Source organism: Pseudomonas sp. G2-4 (genome assembly GCF_030064125.1).
Classification (GTDB): domain Bacteria; phylum Pseudomonadota; class Gammaproteobacteria; order Pseudomonadales; family Pseudomonadaceae; genus Aquipseudomonas.
Genome location: NZ_CP125957.1, coordinates 1,080,074 through 1,096,193 on the forward strand (window position 1 = coordinate 1,080,074; position 16,120 = coordinate 1,096,193).

Sequence of the window (16,120 nt, forward strand, 5' to 3'; positions counted from 1 at the left end):
AAGAAAGGACTGAACCATGAATCTCTGGCCCAAGCGCCTGACCCGGCTGCTGTGTGTCACCGTGGCCCTGTGCGCAGTGCAGGTGCCCGTCAGCCTGGCCCAAGGCGAAACGCCCCCCGACCAATTGGTGGTGGGCATGAGCATGATCAACCTACTGTCCCTGGACCCCGCCGCCGCGACGGGCCTGGAGGTCGCCGAGGTCAACGCCAACGTCTACGACATGCTTCTGGAGCAGGACGCGGCGCAGCCGGACACGCTGATTCCGGCCCTGGCGAAAACCTGGGCGATCAGCCCCGACCGCATGCGCCTGACCTTCCAGCTGCGCGATGACGTGCTTTTTCACTCTGGCACGCCGCTCACTGCGCAAGACGTCGCCTGGTCGTTGCAGCGCGTGGTTATCCTCAACCGCGCCCTGGCCTCCACTTGGAAAGCCTACGGTTTCACCGCCGACAACGTCGTCAAGTTGATGCGAGCCGAAGGGCCGCACACCTTTGTCATGGAACTGCCGCGCAGCACCGATCCGATGTTGGTGCTCAACACCCTGGCGACCTCACCCAGCGCCTTCATCATTGATCGCAGCGTCGCCTTGCAGCATCAGGTCGGCGATGACCAGGGCGCAGCCTGGCTGGCGACTCACACGGCCGGCTCCGGCGCGTTCAAGCTCGACATCTGGCGCGCCAACGACGTGATCCTGATGAGCCGCAATGACGACTATTGGCGCGGCGCCCCGAAGTTGCGCCGGGTGATCATGCGCAACATGACCGAATCCCAGGCGCTGCGGCTGATGGTCGAGCGCGGTGACCTGGACGTCGCCCGGGGCATGGCAGCCACCGACATCAAGGCCCTGGGCAAGGTCGATGAGGTGCGCATCCAGAGCATCGCTCGGGGCACGCTGTACTACGTGGCGATGAGCATGCAGCAGCCGCTGTTCCAGGACATCCGCGTGCGCCAGGCCATCCGCTTGCTGATCGACTATCAGGGCATCAATGATGTGGTGATGCCACATTACGGTGTGATCAATCAACGACCCTTGCAGTTGGGGTTACCGGCACGCCTGGACGATCCGGGCTATCGCCTGGACGTAGCCGAGGCCAAGCGTCTGTTGGCGGCGGCCGGTCACGCCGACGGCTTCAAAGTGACTATCCGTTCGTTGACTGATCCGCCGTTCATCAATATCGCCACCAGCCTGCAAGCGACGCTGGCCCAGGCGGGGATCCAGGCAACGATCATCACCGGCACCGGCAACCAGATCTATGGGGCGATGCGCGACCGTCAGTTCGACATCCTCGTCGGTCGCGGCGGTGGCGGGGCGGAGCGTCATCCCCATTCGAGCCTGCGGGCCCTGGTGTACAACCCGGACAACCGCACCGAAGCCAAGTTGAGCAACTTCCAGGGCTGGCGCACCTCGTTCTTCGATCCGCAACTCAATCAGTTGATCGAGCAGGCCGAGCGCGAGCGTGACCCCGGGCGCCAGCGCGAAATCTATGCGCAGATCCAGACCCTCTACGACCAACAGGCCGGGGCGATCATGCCGGTCTCACAGATGGTTGATGAAGTGGTGATCCACGCGGATGTGCGCAACTACATTGGCCACACCGCCGCCACCACGCGTCTTCGGGACGTCTACAAGCAGCGCTGAAATCGACGGCCACACGGCCAAGGCAGGAATGAACATGTCGACTGCATCCTTTTCAATCTGGACCACCCGGGCCGCTTCGGCGACTCGACGCGGCGGCTCGGTGGCGGTGACGCTGCTGGGGTTGCTGCTACTGACCTTTTTCATCGGTCGAGTGATGCCCCTGGACCCGGTACTGGCCATCGTCGGCCCGGACGCCGACGCCTCGGCCTACGCCCAGGTGTACAAAGAGCTGGGCCTGGACAAGCCGTTGTGGACCCAGTTCGCGATCTACCTCGGCGACCTGCTCCACGGTGACTTCGGCATGGCCTTGTTGACCGGCAACCCGGTCATCACCGACATCGCCCGGGTCTTCCCGGCGACGTTGGAACTGGCGACCCTGGCCATTCTGTTCGGCGTGCTGGCGGGCTTGCCGCTGGGTGTCTACGCCGCGACCCACCAGGGTCGCGCCGGTGACCATGTCGCACGGCTGATCACGCTGTTCGGTTACTCCACACCGATTTTCTGGATCGGCATGATGGCCTTCCTGGTGTTCTACGCCTGGCTGGGTTGGGCCGGTGGCGTCGGACGCATCGGCCTGGCCTATGACGGGCTGATCCCCAGACACACCGGACTGCTGTTGATCGACACCGCCTGGTCTGGCGACTGGGAGGCCTTTCGCAGTGCGTTGCGCCACATCCTGCTGCCGGCGGTGATCCTCAGCTTCAACTCGGTGGCCTACATCAGCCGCATGACCCGCAGCTTCATGCTTGAGCAGCTGTCCCAGGAATACATCATCACTGCCCGGGTCAAGGGTTTGTCCCAGCGCCGGATCGTCTGGGGGCATGCCTTCGGCAACATCCGCGTGCAGCTGTTGACCATTGTCGCGCTGGCCTACGGCGGCCTGCTGGAAGGCGCGGTGTTGATCGAAACCGTGTTCGCCTGGCCGGGCTTCGGCCAGTACCTGACCAGCAGTTTGCTGCTCGGCGACATGAACGCGGTGATGGCTTGCGTGCTGCTGATCGGCCTCATCTTCGTGACGCTGAACCTGATCAGCGATGCGCTGTACAAGATCTTCGACCCGAGGACTCGCTAATGAACCTGCCCCTGGCTTCCAGCGCACCCGGCGCCGCCGCGTTGCCCGCTTCCAGTACTGCAGCGATGGCCGCCAGCACTTTGCGCCTGCTGCGTTTTTTACTGCGTAACCCGATGACCTTCGCCGGCCTGGTCGTCGTCTCGACCCTGATGCTGGTCGCGGCTTTCGCGCCCTGGATCGCAGGCCACGATCCGCTGTTGCAGAACCTCGCCGGGGCGTTGCAGGCCCCCAGCGGCGCGCACTGGTTCGGCACGGACGAATACGGCCGTGATGTCTTTGCACGATTGGTGTATGGCTCGCGCATCACCCTGTACATCGTCTTGCTGGTGACCGTGATTGTCGGCCCCATCGGCCTGTTGGTCGGGACGGTTTCCGGCTACTTCGGCGGCTGGGTCGACAGCCTGTTCATGCGCATCACCGACATCTTCATCTCGTTCCCCAGCCTGGTGTTGGCGCTGGCGTTCATTGCCGCCCTCGGCCCGGGATTGGAACATGCGGTGATCGCCATCGCACTGACGGCATGGCCGCCGATTGCCCGCTTGGCCCGCGCCGAAACACTGCCGCTGCGCAACGCTGATTTTGTCGTCGCGGTGCAGCTCCAGGGCGCATCGAGTACCCGCGTCATCCTGCGCCACATCATCCCGATGTGCCTGTCGTCGGTGATTATCCGCCTGACCATGAACATGGCGAGCATCATCCTCACCGCCGCCGCCCTGGGCTTTCTCGGCTTGGGCGCCCAGGCACCACTGCCGGAGTGGGGCGCGATGATCTCCACCGGGCGGCGCTACATGCTCGAAAGCTGGTGGCTGGTGGCGGCGCCGGGTGCGGCGATCATGCTGGTCAGCCTGGCGTTCAACCTGTTGGGCGACGGCTTGCGCGACGTCCTTGACCCACGCAGCCAATCCTGAGGAAAAGCCCATGACTGAGATAAAGCTTGCCGTGCAGGACTTGTGTGTGGAATTCCGCAACGCCGGCAAAACCTCCCTGACCGTGCGTGAGGTGTCGTTCACCCTGGGCCGGGAAAAACTCGCCATTGTCGGTGAGTCCGGCTCGGGTAAATCCACCGTTGGCCGCAGCCTTTTGCGTCTGCATCCACCGACGGCACGGGTCACCGCCAAGACCTTGCGCTTCGCCGATATCGACCTGCTGGCCGCCAGCGAAAAGCAGATCCAGGCGATTCGTGGCGCACGCATGTCGATGATCATGCAAGACCCCAAGTACTCGCTGAACCCGGTGGTGCGGGTCGGCGAACAAATCGCCGAGGCATACCTGGCCCACCATAAAGTGCCCCATCGCGAGGCCCGCGAGCGCGCCTTGGACATGCTCGCCAAGGTGCACATCCGCGACCCGCAGCGGGTCTACGATTTGTACCCACACGAAGTTTCGGGCGGCATGGGTCAGCGGATCATGATCGCCATGATGGTGATCACCGATCCCCAGGTGATCATCGCCGACGAGCCCACTTCGGCGCTGGACGTGTCGGTGCGCCGGCAGGTGCTCAATGTGCTGGAGGAGCTGGTCAGCGAACGTGACCTGGGGCTGATTTTCATCAGTCACGACCTGAACCTGGTGCGGCACTTCTGCGACCGCGTGCTGGTGATGTACGCCGGCCGCGTGGTCGAGTCGATTGCCGCCGCCGACCTGGACCAAGCCAGTCATCCCTACACCCGTGGCCTGTTGGCCGCACTGCCCAGCCTGGACCATCCACGCGCCACGCTGCCGGTGTTGCAGCGTGACCCACTCTGGTTGAACGCTTGAGGAGCCTGTCATGAGCATGATTGAAATCGCCGGCCTGAACCTCAGTTTTGGTACCGGTTCGGCACTGAACGCAGTACTGCACGACGTCGATTTGAGCGTGGCCGAAGGCGAGGCATTTGGTTTGGTGGGGGAGTCCGGCTCGGGCAAGACCACCGTGCTGCGTTGCCTGGCGGGGCAGTACCAGCATTGGTCCGGACAACTGCAAGTCGCCGGCCAGGCCGTGACACGAAAGCTGCCGCTGAATCACTACCGCACGGTGCAGATGGTGTTCCAGGATCCATATGCCTCATTGCATCCGCGCTATACCGTCGATGCTGCGCTGCAAGAACCGTTGCGCATCCATGGCATCGACGGGCGCACGCAGAAGGTCAGCGAGATCCTGCGCAAGGTCGGCTTGAACGACAGCTTTCGTTTCCGTTATCCGCATCAGTTGTCCGGTGGTCAGCGACAGCGGGTGGCGATTGCTCGCGCGCTGATTCTGCGTCCCCGAGTTCTGTTGCTGGACGAGCCGACCTCGGCGCTGGATGTCTCGGTGCAGGCGGAAATCCTCAACCTGCTGGCCGACCTGCGCCGCCAGGAAGGACTGACCTACCTGATGGTCACCCACGATTTGGCGGTGGTTGCCCACTTGTGCGATCGGGTCGCGGTGATGCAGCAGGGCAGGGTGGTGGAGACGCTCGACAGTCAGCTTCTGGCGAGCGACGGTGCCACGCACGCGTATACCCGTTTGTTGGTGCAGGCCAGCCGCGACATACAACGCGTGCCCATCGCTGTTTGAGGTTCTATTAATTAGCTGTACTTGTTTTAACCCGTAAAAAACGTTGAAGCCCAGGTATCAATGCCGCGCACGCGCTCGCCTGTGATTTAGCGTCTGCCCTAACTAACCTTTCAACCAACAAGAATAAAAAACATGAAAAAGACACTTGTATTAGTTTCCCTCGTTTCATTGTTCACTTCGGTTGTTGCACTGGCCGATACCGGCTACATCAATGTGCGTCACCAATATGCGGAGAAAACCCGCATGCACGCCGACCGTGCCAAGTTCGGTATACGACTGGACAACGGCGTGGGCCTGGAAGGTGAACTCAAATACAAGACGGCGGGTGACCGGCAAGACGTCGCCTTCGACAATACCGTGGGCAGCGGCCATGAATTTACCGTCAACTACCAGCACAAGCTCAATGACCGTTGGACGCTGACGCCTTCGCTTGCCCTGGACAGCGACGAGGAGTCCACCACCTACAAACTGGGCCTGCGCCTGGGTTACCGCGTGAACAAGGAGCTGAGCATTGCCGGTCGCTATCGTCTTGATTCAGCCAAGCTGGACCGCGACCAGATCGACCGTGACGTGCCGCATAATGGCCAGGACGATCAGCAGGTCAACCGTTACGATGTTTATATCAACTATGGCCCTCAAGGACCGTGGGCCTACGAATATCAGTTGACTTACTTCGATGCCGACTACATTCGTTATAACGGCGGTACCGATGACTATGAGCAGAACGCCGTGGTCAAGTATCAGTGGGATAAACGCTGGGCACCGTTCTTTGAAGTGGGTGATATCAAAGTCAACTCGGTCGACAGTGATCGCCAGTTGCGGCTGCGGGTCGGTGTTAAATACAGCTTCTTCTAAGTTATTGAAGCACCGAGATCAACTTGTGGGAGCGAGCTTGCTCGCGATGGCGGTGTATCAGCCACATTAATGTTGACTGATCCGCCGCTATCGCGAGCAAGCTCGCTCCCACAGGGGGGCGGGGGTTATTCGTTGTAGAACGCCTGGCGTTGCTGGGTTTCACACAGGCGCATGCGGCTATTGCTCAAATGCAAGTACATGGCCGCCCGCGCCGCATCGACATTGCCGCTGGCGATGGCGTCGAAGATCTGCTGATGTTCGGCGTTGATCCCTTGCAAGTAAGCACTGCGATCACTTTGCCCGGAATAAGCGGAGTTCATGCGGGTACGCGGGATCAGCTTGGTACCCAGGTGCTTCATGATGTCGATCAGGTAGTAATTGCCGGCGGCCTTGGCGATTTTCAGATGAAACTGGAAATCGGCATTGATGGTCGTACCGGATTTTTCCGGCCCTTGCAGCAACGCCTCCAAAGCCTGGGCCAGTTCGGCCAGGGCTTCGGGTGTTGCGCGCTCGGCGGCCATGCCAGCGGCCTGGACTTCCAGGCTCAGGCGAAACTCCAGCAGATTGAGCACATCCGACAACGTCGCAATGGTCGCCGGCCCTAGGGTAAAGCCCTCCGGTGCCGGCATGTCCAGGACAAAGGTGCCGACGCCATGCCGCGTTTCCACCAGCCCCGCCGCCTGCAAGCGCGACAGCGCCTCACGCACCACCGAACGACTGACGCCTTCGGCCTCCATGATGTGCACTTCGGTGGGGAGCTTTTCGCCGCGCTTGAGAATGCCTTCACGCATGCGCTGGGCAAAGCGGTCGACCAGGGTTTCGGCGAGGCGGCGCGGCTTGTTCAGTGGAGATAACGCTTGATCCGTCATCGGCTTGCTCTTGAGTGATCAGCGGGCATTATAGTGCGTTTTGCCGCGAGGTCGCGGCTATAATGCGCGATCGTCTGGCTTTAATGGATAGGTGCAATGGACCGTGTCACACCCGATCGACGCCTGAGCATGACCCAGCAACTGGTGGTCGACCTGACGCAGCAGATACTGGCCGGCGAACTGCCCGCGGGCAGTAAATTGCCCACCGAACAGGTCATCATCAAGGACCGTGGCGTCAGTCGGACGGTGGTTCGCGAAGCCATGTCGCGGCTCCAGGCCGAAGGCTTGGTGGAAACGCGCCACGGCATCGGCACCTTTGTGGTCGACACTGCACGCCCGGGGGATTTCCAGGGCAGCAAGCATGTAAAGGGCGGCGCCTACGACGCCCTGGCGGTGATCGAACTGCGCCTGAGCCTGGAAGTGGAAGCGGCTGGCATCGCCGCACAACGGGCCACGCCGGAACAGTTGCAGGCGATGCGTGAGGCGCTGGATGCAGCGAACGCTTTCGAGGCCACGGATGACGAAAGCGCCCGGGTGGATTTCGAATTTCATTTGCAGATCGCCCAGTGCACCGGCAACAGTTTTTTTATCGATGCCATTGCCCATGTGGGCAACACGCTGATCGCGGTGGTGCAACAGGCCGGGCCTGTGGTGACGGACGAGAATCGGGCGTTGCTGGTTCGAGAGCGTGAGCAGATCTATGCCGCGCTGGCGCGGCGGGATGCGGAAGCGGCGCGGGCATCGATGCGCCTGCATTTGATCAATATGCTGCAGCGGGTTCGGGGTGTGGTTGAGTTGACGGCGCAATAACCTCCGCCGCCCCCACAGCTTTTGATCTCGGGTGCTCGCAAATGCTGGGTCCACCACCGCCCCCCCTGTGGGAGCGAGCTTGCTCGCGATGACGGCGGCACAGCCATGGAAATATCCCGGGTAAAGTGTTCCTGCTAGTTGCGCTTCCAGCACTCCGCAAACCGTGCACATACCCCATAACGCTCATCCATCTGCGCCATTCTTTCCAAATGATGATCCACGGCTTCGACGGTCACGCCATTGCCGATGCGGAAATACTCAACCATCATCGCGACGTCCAGATCGATCTCGGCTTTCTCCGGCTTGGCATTGGCGGTTTTGGGCAACGCCCACTGTTCCAATTGCTCATCCTTCAACTGCCGCAGGCGCACCTGGTATTCCTCCTTGAAGCGTTCCATCGAGCGCGCTTTTTTCTGCGCCATGTCATCGCCAAACGTCTTCAGGTTTTCCCGGTACAGCGTCCAGTAGTCAGCCGGCAGCTCGAAGCCGAGCTTGGCCTTGCGTTCGCTGATCAAGGTGTCCAGTTTGTCTGGCGAATAACTTTCGATTTTTTCCTTGGCTGGATCGGTCTTTACGGTGACGACCAGGCTTTTGTCGATGACCCGGTTCATCAGTTCCAGGCGATGGGGCGTGTCCGGGTAGGTCTTGGGAAACAGCGGATTGCGTCCGGCGCAGGCGGGGAAGTCTTTCTTCAAGAGCAGGATCGGCGTACGCACGTCCTTGCCGTCGACCCGTTGCAAGCGTTGCAACTGAGTCTGGCAAAAGTTCTTCTCGGACTTGAAGGTCACCTCGTATTCCCCATTGGCTTCGGGGGTAAAGTTGAAGCCTTTGCCGCACACGGCATAACCGGTGTTCATGTTGGTGCGCAGGTGAATCTGCTCGCCGGGCTTGAGCTTGACCTCCAGATAGCCCTTGGCGTCCTTCGGCGCGGGAACACTCATGCCCACCCGCCGCGCGGTATCACTCAACAGCAGGTTGTTGAGAATACCCGTGGTTTGCCCGTCGCAATGGGCTGCATCGAAATAATCCAGCGTGGCGTTGCTGGTATTGGCGACGAACCGCAACTTGGCAGCGTCTGGCTCGGTGGCGTCGGGGTAAGAGCCGTTGACGCTGCAGCCGCCGAGTAATACAAACAACGCCGACAACGCTAACAACGAGGAAGAGCAGCGGGGCAGGGTGAGCATGGGCCATCCTTGAAGGATCGATAAAGTTGGCAAATGCTACTGAAGTGCCACTATTGCGTCCATCACCTGCTGCTGAGCCGCAGGCCACCCATTATCTTCTCTACAAGGACTTACTGATGATCGACTTCAACAACAAAGGCTTCTTCAAGCTCAAGCAAAACGACGAGTACGCCGAACGCGTCAAGGCCCTGCTGCTGGACGGCGAACAGGTCATCGACGCTTATAAATCCATGCGTGATGGGGTGGTCTTCACCAACAAACGCATCATCGCGGTCAACGTGCAAGGCATCACCGGCAGCAAGAAAGACTTCACTTCCTTGCCCTACAAAAACATCGTCGCCTACTCGGTCGAAACCTCCGGCACCTTTGATCTGGACTCTGAGCTGGAGATCTACTTTTCATCCCTGGGCAAAGTGAAGTTCGAATTCACCGGCAAGACCGGCATTGTGGAAATCTCCAAGGTGATCTCCAAACACCTCCTGACCTGATCAGCAAGCTCAGTGTCCATCGCCAATCCTCTGTGGGCGCTCAGGGCTCCAACGCCGGCCCCTTCAGCTCAATCTGGTTGCCGTCCGGATCGAGGCAATAAATCGACCAGCCCTTTCCCTCCGCGCCATAGCGCATCTGCGCTTTCTCAACGCTCAGTCCGGCTGAAGTCAAATGAGCGAGAAGGGCTGGTTCATCGAACGGCTCGATACGCAGGCAGAGGTGATCGACGTTGTGCCCTTGCTCACCGGCCGCCGGCCCGCCCTGGCGACCGAGGGGGCCATCAACAGCAACCAGATCGATCATCGACACACCGGTGCTCAGATGAAGCATGCCTAGATCGTCCCGGCGCTTCTTGAGCTCGCAACCAAGCACCGACGTGTAGAAAGCGAGGCTACGCTCGAGGTCTTTTACCCGCAGGACGATGTGGTCGATACGTTGGATCGTGAAGTTCCGCATACAGGCCTCCTGTATTTAGTGGTGGCAGGGCCAAAGGGTTTCTTCACCATAGTGGACAACGCGGGTTGACGGTGGGTCCAGACGGCTGCGCTTAGGCTAAAGGCGCGACGGTCACGTCCGCCTGGCCGCTTTCGATCAAGGCCGCACGCACGAAACCGTCTGCTTTCTTTCGTTCAATGAAATCCCTCACGTAGGCGGCGCCGGCTTTACGGTCCCTTGGAACCGCCATGGCTTGCCTGATGGAGGTGAAGGCGCTGGCGAGCACGCGATATGCCGGGTTGTTGGCCGCCACTTTCTCCAGCGGCTGCCTCACACCGGCTGCTGCATCCAGGGATTTTTCGATGTACAGGTCTACCGCCGCCGCAGAGGTCGCAGCCCGTTCGAGTTGCGCATGTTCCAACGTGCGAGAAAGAAAAAGGTCGTACGCTGCGCCTTTGCCAACGGCGAGTTTGAGTCCCGGCTGGTCGAGATCCTGGACGTGCTGATAGCCCGAATCAGCTGCCACCAGATAAGTCCCTTCGATAATGACGTAAGGTTCGCTGAACGCAATCTGTTCTTCGCGCACCGGCTCAATGGCCAGGAATGCGACGTCCCACACGTCCTCATCCAGCGCCGCAAATACTTTGCCGGCGGCATCAAAAGTGAGCATCTCCAATTGTGCACCCAGCTCCTGGGCCAATGCCTTGGCCAAGGCTACGGACACGCCTTGTGGGGAGCCGTCCGGAACCTGTTGAGCCAACACGGGGTTACCGAAGTTGATTGCGGCACGCAGCACTCCTTTTGGGGCCAGATCTTCAAGCACTGCACGGTCGAGAGACGTCATCCTTATTGCTCCGGGTAGGGGGGTGATTGGTTTTCATCAGCTGGGCAAAGTGTGGAAATGACCAAGCTGTTACGTTCGATAATCATGAATTTCACACGCTATCAACCTTGCTGATAGCGTGCATAAAACCTGATTCAATCTAGGCCAAAAGCCTCTTGAATGGTCTTGACCAAACGCTCACCATCGACCTTTTTGTAAACACTCGGGTTAGAGGCCAGCTCAGCCGGCACCTGGCTGAGAAATGACTTCAAGTCGTCAGCCATTCGATCAGGAAGCTGGGCCATTCCCTCAGTGAGACCGACCGCTAGGAAGATCACATCCCTGAAGTGTTTATTGATGTCCCGACGATCCACGCGTACGCCGCTCTCAAGCAGCGCCTTCTTGTTAAGCCAGGCATGGGCCTTGAGGGGAACGAGCCGATCAGCACCGATGTGGCTGATATCCTGAGTGTGATCCACGCCGGCCAGGAGAAAGGCGTAGTACTCATCATCAAGAATGATCGCAGACAGGCTGGCGGCTTGCTCCTCCACAGGGACCTTGGTCATTCTGGCCGCTTCTTCGTGCTCCAGGCCATCCGGTACACGGGAAAACAGCTCGACCTGAACGGGAAAGGATTTGTCTTCAGGATTCTGGAAACGATAAAAAACCGGGGAGTCTCCATCGCTGTCCCCATTCTGGCGAATGGCATAGCCGCCGTCCTTGATGAACTTCCAGAACTGCCCGACGAACGCACGATCCAGTGCCTCGACGACCAGGACGATATCCAGATCCTTGGTCAGTCGGAACTCCTCACCCAGTTCCTCCATTGCAATCGCCGCGGCCACCCCACCGATCAGAACGTAGCTGTCCTGGAAGTCCCTGAAATATTCTCGAAACCGGTCTACACCCACTACCATTTCACGTTCTCCATCATTTCATCGAGACACATTTGCACGCGCTCGTCATGGTCATCCTTGAGGCTCAGATAGAGCGAAAAGGGGTCTACCGTCCCCGTGGCGATGTTGCTGCGTGGTGGTTCATAACTCCAAAACTGAATGCAGCATGCGGCGTGGTTTGGCGGTACTTCGAGGTAGGGCGCGGTGGTCTCGAGTTTCGACTTGGCTGTTTTCGAAGTTGAGCCCCAAGCGCCGAATTCTTCCCCGTAGGCTGCATTCTTTTCAGTTTGAGCAAGCTCCCGGACATGCTCGAACTGCGCTGCGGTCATTGCAAAGCAAGGGACTTTTGGGGCAGCGAGAAGACTCATTTCAGCCAGGGCCGTTTCTCCGGCCAGCAACATTGGGGTGTCGTCAAAAACCTGGGGAATTGCATTGAGCCAAAGTGCTTTTTTGACCGGCGTGCGCATGGATTCCTTGGCCATCTCCCAAGTCTCCTTGGGGGACAGGTGAAACAGGATCGCGGCCTCACCCATTTCCTTTCCAGGCTTAACAATGTCCAAGTCGGTCAGTTCCTTGATTGCTCTGCTGACGGTCATTTTCGCGTAGGTAAAGGACTTCTCGAAGGTAACGCGAGAGGTCAGGAGCTGGTGGTGCCATCCCTTGATCAGGAATTGAATCAGCATGGCTTGGGTGGCGGGGCTCAGAACCTGAGGTTTTTCCAGGCGCTGGCGGTAGTACTCACGCAAATCCATGCCAAAGGCCGGAAGAAAAAGCTGATTGCCCGGCACGATGAACTGGACGCCTTTCTCCACCAGCCGCTTGCGGTCATAACTCGGAAGTGTGTCTGTGACGAAAATCATCAAGTCGCCGGTCTCGGGCAGCTTTTTATATGCCTGAAAGTTGTGGATGGCCTGAATATGCTTGGCGACATCCGCAACGCTGGCTTCACGCTGTGGACGTTCCTTGAGAATGAGGCAGCCGGCCCCGAAGATTTCCGTGACGAAAAACTCGTAGCGATCACGTAACGCATACGGAAGGATCTTGACGTGCTCCCACGGCTTCAGGCGCAGCTTCAGGCCAAGCACGCTTTCTACGTAGACTTTGAGCTCGATCAGATCAGGTCTTTCCGGGAGGTCTTGATCTTGGCGGATAGCTGTCATGGTCTTTCTTCCGTATCAGGATTTCAGCACGGTATCAGAGGTTGTGATAGCGTGCAAAATTCTTGATATTCCTGGATGGATATTGGTTTCTGACCTCACGCCTCAATGGGGTTGCTACGCTGGTACTGCCAAGATTTGGAACCGGCCACCAACGGACCCAAAACCATGAAAAAACAAGACCAGGAAAACCTTCTCCAAACTTTTAAAGCCCGCTTCGAACAAAACCCCCATCGTCACCCAGGTATCCCATGGGCCGACGTCCAGGCCAGGTTGGAAGGCAACCTTAACGTCCTGAAGTCGCTCCAGGCAATGGAAGCTACCGGCGGCGAACCGGACGTGATCGGCCACGATAAAGAGACCGGCGTTGTCACCTTCTGCGATTGCGCCAAAGAAAGCCCGACCGGTCGCCGAAGCCTCTGCTACGACCGCGCAGCCCTGGACGCTCGCAAGGAAAACAAGCCAACAGGCAGCGCGGTTGAAATGGCCGAAGCGATGGGCATCGCCCTGTTGACGGAAGATCAGTACCGAGCGCTGCAGGAGCTGGGGGAATTCGATGCCAAGACGTCCAGCTGGTTGGCAACCCCCCCTGAGCTTCGTGCCCTCGGCGGGGCGATTTTCGGTGACTTTCGTTATGGCCGGGTGTTCGTTTACCACAATGGCGTGCAGTCGTATTACGCGGCGAGAGGGTTTCGCGGTTTGCTGCGGGTTTGAGCCCTCAAAAACACCGCTAACCCCGTGGCGAGGGAGCTTGCTCCCGCTGGGCTGCGCAGCAGCCCCAAAGCCATCCACCACGGTGTGCCAGGAAGAGCGGCATCAGCAGGTTTTACGACTGCTGCGCAGCCGAGCGGGAGCAAGCTCCCTCGCCACGGTGATAGCGTACGGTCGAAGGAAATGCGGCAGAAGCCCCTCACTCAAAAACCAAAACCTCACCCCCCTTGGCCTCAACCATCTCACTGAACACCGGCAACCGCGCGACAAACTCCGTCTCAAACGCCAGATACCGATCCTGTGCCGCCAAGTAACGAATCTCCGGCTTCACCCGCGCAATATCCTTGGAAGACAGCTTCACCACCTCATTACTGTCCTGATTCCAAAACCACGCCAGCGTCTGTGTGCCGAACGTATTGGTCCGGTAATTCCACACCCACCAATCCCCATGCCCCCGGGCAACATGAAGCTGCCCATGAAACGTGCGCAACGTGATGACCTGCTTGGGCTGCGTGACCAGCAGGCGGGTGTCCTGGCGCAGCTCGCTGCCAAAGCCGTCCAACAGCGCCTTCGTCGTAGCGCCGGTCACGAAGTTGAAGCGCCACGCCAACAGCACCGTCTCCTGATAACCCGAATGCTCAACGTTCTGCCGCGCGCCTTCGCTGAACAGCAACACCTCGTCTCCGCCCAGGTACGGGGTTGAGGCCCGCAGCTTATAGGCCTCAGCGGGCATCGGTTTGGCGACGAAGGCCTGGTGCGGCGATTCTTGATTCCAAGTCCAGCAGCGCGGGCCGTTGTGCTGCATGAACAGCAAGCGACCAGGGCCGACGGGCAGGATCGTCAGTTCATCCGCGTACTCGAAAATCACCTCGCTGCTGTCCGCCGTGATCCGCCAGATCCGGGTCACATGCTCGGGTTCGTAAATACGCTGGCGTTCGAATATCTCCGAGCCCATCACCACGCAGGGCTGTTCAAACTCGGGCCATTGTGCCCCGGCGGGCCCGAAAGCCGCGATCTCATCGCCTTGCCGAATCTCGTATTGGTAACGGTCATCCGCACTGTAATCGCCGCGCGTCACCCGACGCTTCCACAGGCTGCGCTGGGCATCGGCATCGATGAGCTGCAAGTCCGCGGCGTCCACGCCATCGGTCCGCTGTTCGAGCATGTCCTGCTCGGTGGGCGGCCATTGGTTGTAATCGATCAGAAAGCACAACCACTGGTCTTCGTCCTGCTCGGTGATGGCGGCCCAACCGTTGCGGTAGTTGTATTCATGCACATAGGTGGCGCCGGGATAGTCATGGACTTCCTGCAACCAATTCAACTTGCTGCGTTTGGCCTTGTGTTTTTTGCGCTCGACTGCGACAGGTTTCGGCGGCTCGATCAACGTCGGCGTGTATCCTGGCTCTGCGTTTTGTTCCCGCCAGTGTTGCGCAAACGCCTCGCGCTGATCGGCCGGGAAAACCACCGGTCGGTAATCATCGCCACCAGCGTCCAGATTCCACAGGTCGAAGCCGTGACGCGCCAACACAGTCGCCAACGCCTCGAAACAGACCTCGGGCATCTCGTTGGACAACTCATCCAACAACGCCTCGAATTCCGGCCCGGCAAACACACCGATGTCGGGATAGTAATGCTGCAGCAGCCCAAGCAACTCACCGCCGGGTGTTTTCCAATCGATATGAACCAATGGATCAAAACGAGCTGCCATCACGCCTGCCTTTCCCTGTGATTTTTACCTGCGCCATCTTAGCCGTTCCTCAGCCACATCACCCAGTCCAGAAAACCACCCAGTGTGGCGAGGGGATTTGGCGAAACGTCGCACCGCCCCTCTGGGCCGCGTAGCAGCCCCAAAAAATCATCCAGCACCGCGATTCACTGCCGATGCTCAAGCGCAGGCACTGAGACAGTGTGAGAGTCGTCTCATTCGACGCTTCCACCCACCCAGCCTGCGCTCTAAACTGCGCGGGCCCAGTTGGGCACAGCAACGCCGGTTCGTTCCGGCCAATCAGGGAAGAGAGTAATGAGAGTTATTTTTGTGGTGCTGTGGATGCTTAGCGGTGATGCCTTTGCCAGCTGCGCCAGCATAAACGACGACGACCAGCGTCGTTACTGCTATGCCAAGAGCGGCAGTGGCAGCTGCAGCGCGATCTCCAACAACGACCTGCGTCACGCCTGCGAGGCCGAGACTGGCAGTGGCAGTTGCGCCAGCATAAACGACGACGACCAGCGTCGTTACTGCTATGCCAAGAGCGGCAGCGGCAGTTGCAGCGCGATCTCCAACAGCGACCTGCGTCACGCCTGCGAGGCCGAGGCTGGCAGCGGCAGTTGCGCCAGCATAAACGACGACGACCAGCGTCGTTACTGCTATGCCAAGAGCGGCAGTGGCAGCTGCAGCGCGATCTCCAACAGCGACCTGCGCGCTCAATGTGAAGCCGTGAAACACTGACTGACCGAATCGCTGAATGAAGCTGCCCCTCCTTCAACAATGCTCAATAAAACCGTGGCGAGGGAGCTTGCTCCCGCTGGGCTGCGCAGCAGCCCCAAACCCTCCAACACAACACACCAGAAAAATGGCGCCCCGGTTGCCCCTCGTCTACCGTTGACGGGAACCGCCCCCCTGGAGCAAGCCCCCATGTTCACCTTC

17 protein-coding genes are annotated in these 16,120 nt (G+C 59.5%); 10 read left to right on the forward strand and 7 right to left on the reverse strand.

Annotation, left to right across the window (positions count from 1 at the left end; genetic code table 11):
• Positions 1–16: 16 nt before the first annotated feature.
• From QNH97_RS04675 to QNH97_RS04700, 6 genes are all read left to right on the forward strand, one after another.
• Entirely contained in the window at positions 17–1,639 is a 1,623-nt protein-coding gene (locus tag QNH97_RS04675; protein ID WP_283555818.1) for an ABC transporter substrate-binding protein, read from the forward strand.
• A gap of 34 nt (positions 1,640–1,673) precedes the next feature.
• Positions 1,674–2,711 carry an ABC transporter permease gene (locus QNH97_RS04680; protein ID WP_283555819.1) on the forward strand — a complete coding sequence of 346 codons (1,038 nt, stop codon included), beginning with the start codon at positions 1,674–1,676 and terminating at the stop codon, positions 2,709–2,711.
• Entirely contained in the window at positions 2,711–3,619 is a 909-nt protein-coding gene (locus QNH97_RS04685; protein WP_283555820.1) for an ABC transporter permease, read from the forward strand. Before QNH97_RS04680 ends, QNH97_RS04685 begins: the two co-directional genes overlap by 1 nt.
• A 10-nt stretch (positions 3,620–3,629) precedes the next feature.
• A complete protein-coding gene (locus tag QNH97_RS04690; RefSeq protein WP_283555821.1) occupies positions 3,630–4,469 on the forward strand; it encodes an ABC transporter ATP-binding protein in 840 nt (279 codons plus the stop codon).
• Between the two features lie 10 nt (positions 4,470–4,479).
• On the forward strand, positions 4,480–5,247 hold the full coding sequence (locus QNH97_RS04695) for an ABC transporter ATP-binding protein (RefSeq protein ID WP_283555822.1): 768 nt from the start codon (positions 4,480–4,482) through the stop codon (positions 5,245–5,247).
• Positions 5,248–5,379: 132 nt separating this feature from the next.
• A complete protein-coding gene (locus QNH97_RS04700) occupies positions 5,380–6,102 on the forward strand; it encodes an oligogalacturonate-specific porin KdgM family protein (RefSeq protein WP_283555823.1) in 723 nt (240 codons plus the stop codon).
• A 125-nt stretch (positions 6,103–6,227) separates the two neighbouring features.
• Here QNH97_RS04700 and QNH97_RS04705 read toward each other — a convergent pair whose 3' ends face one another.
• A complete protein-coding gene (locus QNH97_RS04705; RefSeq protein ID WP_003185251.1) occupies positions 6,228–6,971 on the reverse strand; it encodes a FadR/GntR family transcriptional regulator in 744 nt (247 codons plus the stop codon).
• A gap of 96 nt (positions 6,972–7,067) precedes the next feature.
• Here QNH97_RS04705 and QNH97_RS04710 point away from each other — a divergent pair, with 96 nt between their 5' ends.
• Positions 7,068–7,781: a FadR/GntR family transcriptional regulator gene (locus QNH97_RS04710; protein WP_283555824.1), complete on the forward strand. Its 714-nt coding sequence runs from the start codon at positions 7,068–7,070 to the stop codon at positions 7,779–7,781.
• Between the two features lie 134 nt (positions 7,782–7,915).
• Here the strand turns inward: QNH97_RS04710 and QNH97_RS04715 are convergent, their stop codons facing one another.
• Entirely contained in the window at positions 7,916–8,965 is a 1,050-nt protein-coding gene (locus QNH97_RS04715) for a hypothetical protein (RefSeq protein ID WP_283555825.1), read from the reverse strand.
• Positions 8,966–9,081: 116 nt separating this feature from the next.
• Between QNH97_RS04715 and QNH97_RS04720 the strand changes: the two genes are divergently transcribed.
• Positions 9,082–9,453, forward strand: a complete 372-nt coding sequence (locus QNH97_RS04720; RefSeq protein WP_283555826.1) for a PH domain-containing protein — start codon at positions 9,082–9,084, stop codon at positions 9,451–9,453.
• A gap of 40 nt (positions 9,454–9,493) precedes the next feature.
• On the opposite strand, the gene QNH97_RS04725 is transcribed toward QNH97_RS04720, so the two are convergent.
• From QNH97_RS04725 to QNH97_RS04740, 4 genes are all read right to left on the reverse strand, one after another.
• Positions 9,494–9,910 (reverse strand): VOC family protein, encoded by a 417-nt coding sequence (locus QNH97_RS04725; RefSeq protein WP_283555827.1) that lies wholly within the window; start codon positions 9,908–9,910, stop codon positions 9,494–9,496.
• A 91-nt stretch (positions 9,911–10,001) separates the two neighbouring features.
• Positions 10,002–10,733 carry a transporter substrate-binding domain-containing protein gene (locus QNH97_RS04730; protein WP_283555828.1) on the reverse strand — a complete coding sequence of 244 codons (732 nt, stop codon included), beginning with the start codon at positions 10,731–10,733 and terminating at the stop codon, positions 10,002–10,004.
• A gap of 134 nt (positions 10,734–10,867) precedes the next feature.
• Complete coding sequence (locus tag QNH97_RS04735; RefSeq protein WP_283555829.1) at positions 10,868–11,629, reverse strand: hypothetical protein; 762 nt, start codon at positions 11,627–11,629, stop codon at positions 10,868–10,870.
• The gene (locus QNH97_RS04740; protein ID WP_283555830.1) at positions 11,623–12,768 is read right to left on the reverse strand and encodes a hypothetical protein; all 1,146 of its coding nucleotides are present in this window, start codon (positions 12,766–12,768) and stop codon (positions 11,623–11,625) included. The genes QNH97_RS04735 and QNH97_RS04740 overlap by 7 nt, the downstream gene beginning before the upstream one ends.
• Before the next feature lie 165 nt (positions 12,769–12,933).
• On the opposite strand from QNH97_RS04740, the gene QNH97_RS04745 reads away from it, so the two are divergent.
• Positions 12,934–13,479: a DUF4256 domain-containing protein gene (locus QNH97_RS04745; RefSeq protein WP_283555831.1), complete on the forward strand. Its 546-nt coding sequence runs from the start codon at positions 12,934–12,936 to the stop codon at positions 13,477–13,479.
• Positions 13,480–13,675: 196 nt separating this feature from the next.
• Here the strand turns inward: QNH97_RS04745 and QNH97_RS04750 are convergent, their stop codons facing one another.
• Positions 13,676–15,184, reverse strand: coding sequence for a DUF6630 family protein (locus QNH97_RS04750; protein WP_283555832.1), 1,509 nt, complete (start codon positions 15,182–15,184; stop codon positions 13,676–13,678).
• Between the two features lie 312 nt (positions 15,185–15,496).
• Between QNH97_RS04750 and QNH97_RS04755 the strand changes: the two genes are divergently transcribed.
• The gene (locus QNH97_RS04755; protein WP_283555833.1) at positions 15,497–15,922 is read left to right on the forward strand and encodes a hypothetical protein; all 426 of its coding nucleotides are present in this window, start codon (positions 15,497–15,499) and stop codon (positions 15,920–15,922) included.
• Positions 15,923–16,120 lie beyond the last annotated feature (198 nt).

Excerpts from the sequence above, each read along its gene's own strand:
- QNH97_RS04675 (WP_283555818.1), top strand. The coding sequence starts at position 17 with ATGAATCTCTGGCCCAAGCGCCTGACCCGGCTGCTGTGTGTCACCGTG.
- QNH97_RS04680 (WP_283555819.1), top strand. The coding sequence starts at position 1,674 with ATGTCGACTGCATCCTTTTCAATCTGGACCACCCGGGCCGCTTCGGCG.
- QNH97_RS04685 (WP_283555820.1), top strand. The coding sequence starts at position 2,711 with ATGAACCTGCCCCTGGCTTCCAGCGCACCCGGCGCCGCCGCGTTGCCC.
- QNH97_RS04690 (WP_283555821.1), top strand. The coding sequence starts at position 3,630 with ATGACTGAGATAAAGCTTGCCGTGCAGGACTTGTGTGTGGAATTCCGC.
- QNH97_RS04695 (WP_283555822.1), top strand. The coding sequence starts at position 4,480 with ATGAGCATGATTGAAATCGCCGGCCTGAACCTCAGTTTTGGTACCGGT.
- QNH97_RS04700 (WP_283555823.1), top strand. The coding sequence starts at position 5,380 with ATGAAAAAGACACTTGTATTAGTTTCCCTCGTTTCATTGTTCACTTCG.
- QNH97_RS04705 (WP_003185251.1), bottom strand. The coding sequence starts at position 6,971 with ATGACGGATCAAGCGTTATCTCCACTGAACAAGCCGCGCCGCCTCGCC.
- QNH97_RS04710 (WP_283555824.1), top strand. The coding sequence starts at position 7,068 with ATGGACCGTGTCACACCCGATCGACGCCTGAGCATGACCCAGCAACTG.
- QNH97_RS04715 (WP_283555825.1), bottom strand. The coding sequence starts at position 8,965 with ATGCTCACCCTGCCCCGCTGCTCTTCCTCGTTGTTAGCGTTGTCGGCG.
- QNH97_RS04720 (WP_283555826.1), top strand. The coding sequence starts at position 9,082 with ATGATCGACTTCAACAACAAAGGCTTCTTCAAGCTCAAGCAAAACGAC.
- QNH97_RS04725 (WP_283555827.1), bottom strand. The coding sequence starts at position 9,910 with ATGCGGAACTTCACGATCCAACGTATCGACCACATCGTCCTGCGGGTA.
- QNH97_RS04730 (WP_283555828.1), bottom strand. The coding sequence starts at position 10,733 with ATGACGTCTCTCGACCGTGCAGTGCTTGAAGATCTGGCCCCAAAAGGA.
- QNH97_RS04735 (WP_283555829.1), bottom strand. The coding sequence starts at position 11,629 with ATGGTAGTGGGTGTAGACCGGTTTCGAGAATATTTCAGGGACTTCCAG.
- QNH97_RS04740 (WP_283555830.1), bottom strand. The coding sequence starts at position 12,768 with ATGACAGCTATCCGCCAAGATCAAGACCTCCCGGAAAGACCTGATCTG.
- QNH97_RS04745 (WP_283555831.1), top strand. The coding sequence starts at position 12,934 with ATGAAAAAACAAGACCAGGAAAACCTTCTCCAAACTTTTAAAGCCCGC.
- QNH97_RS04750 (WP_283555832.1), bottom strand. The coding sequence starts at position 15,184 with ATGGCAGCTCGTTTTGATCCATTGGTTCATATCGATTGGAAAACACCC.
- QNH97_RS04755 (WP_283555833.1), top strand. The coding sequence starts at position 15,497 with ATGAGAGTTATTTTTGTGGTGCTGTGGATGCTTAGCGGTGATGCCTTT.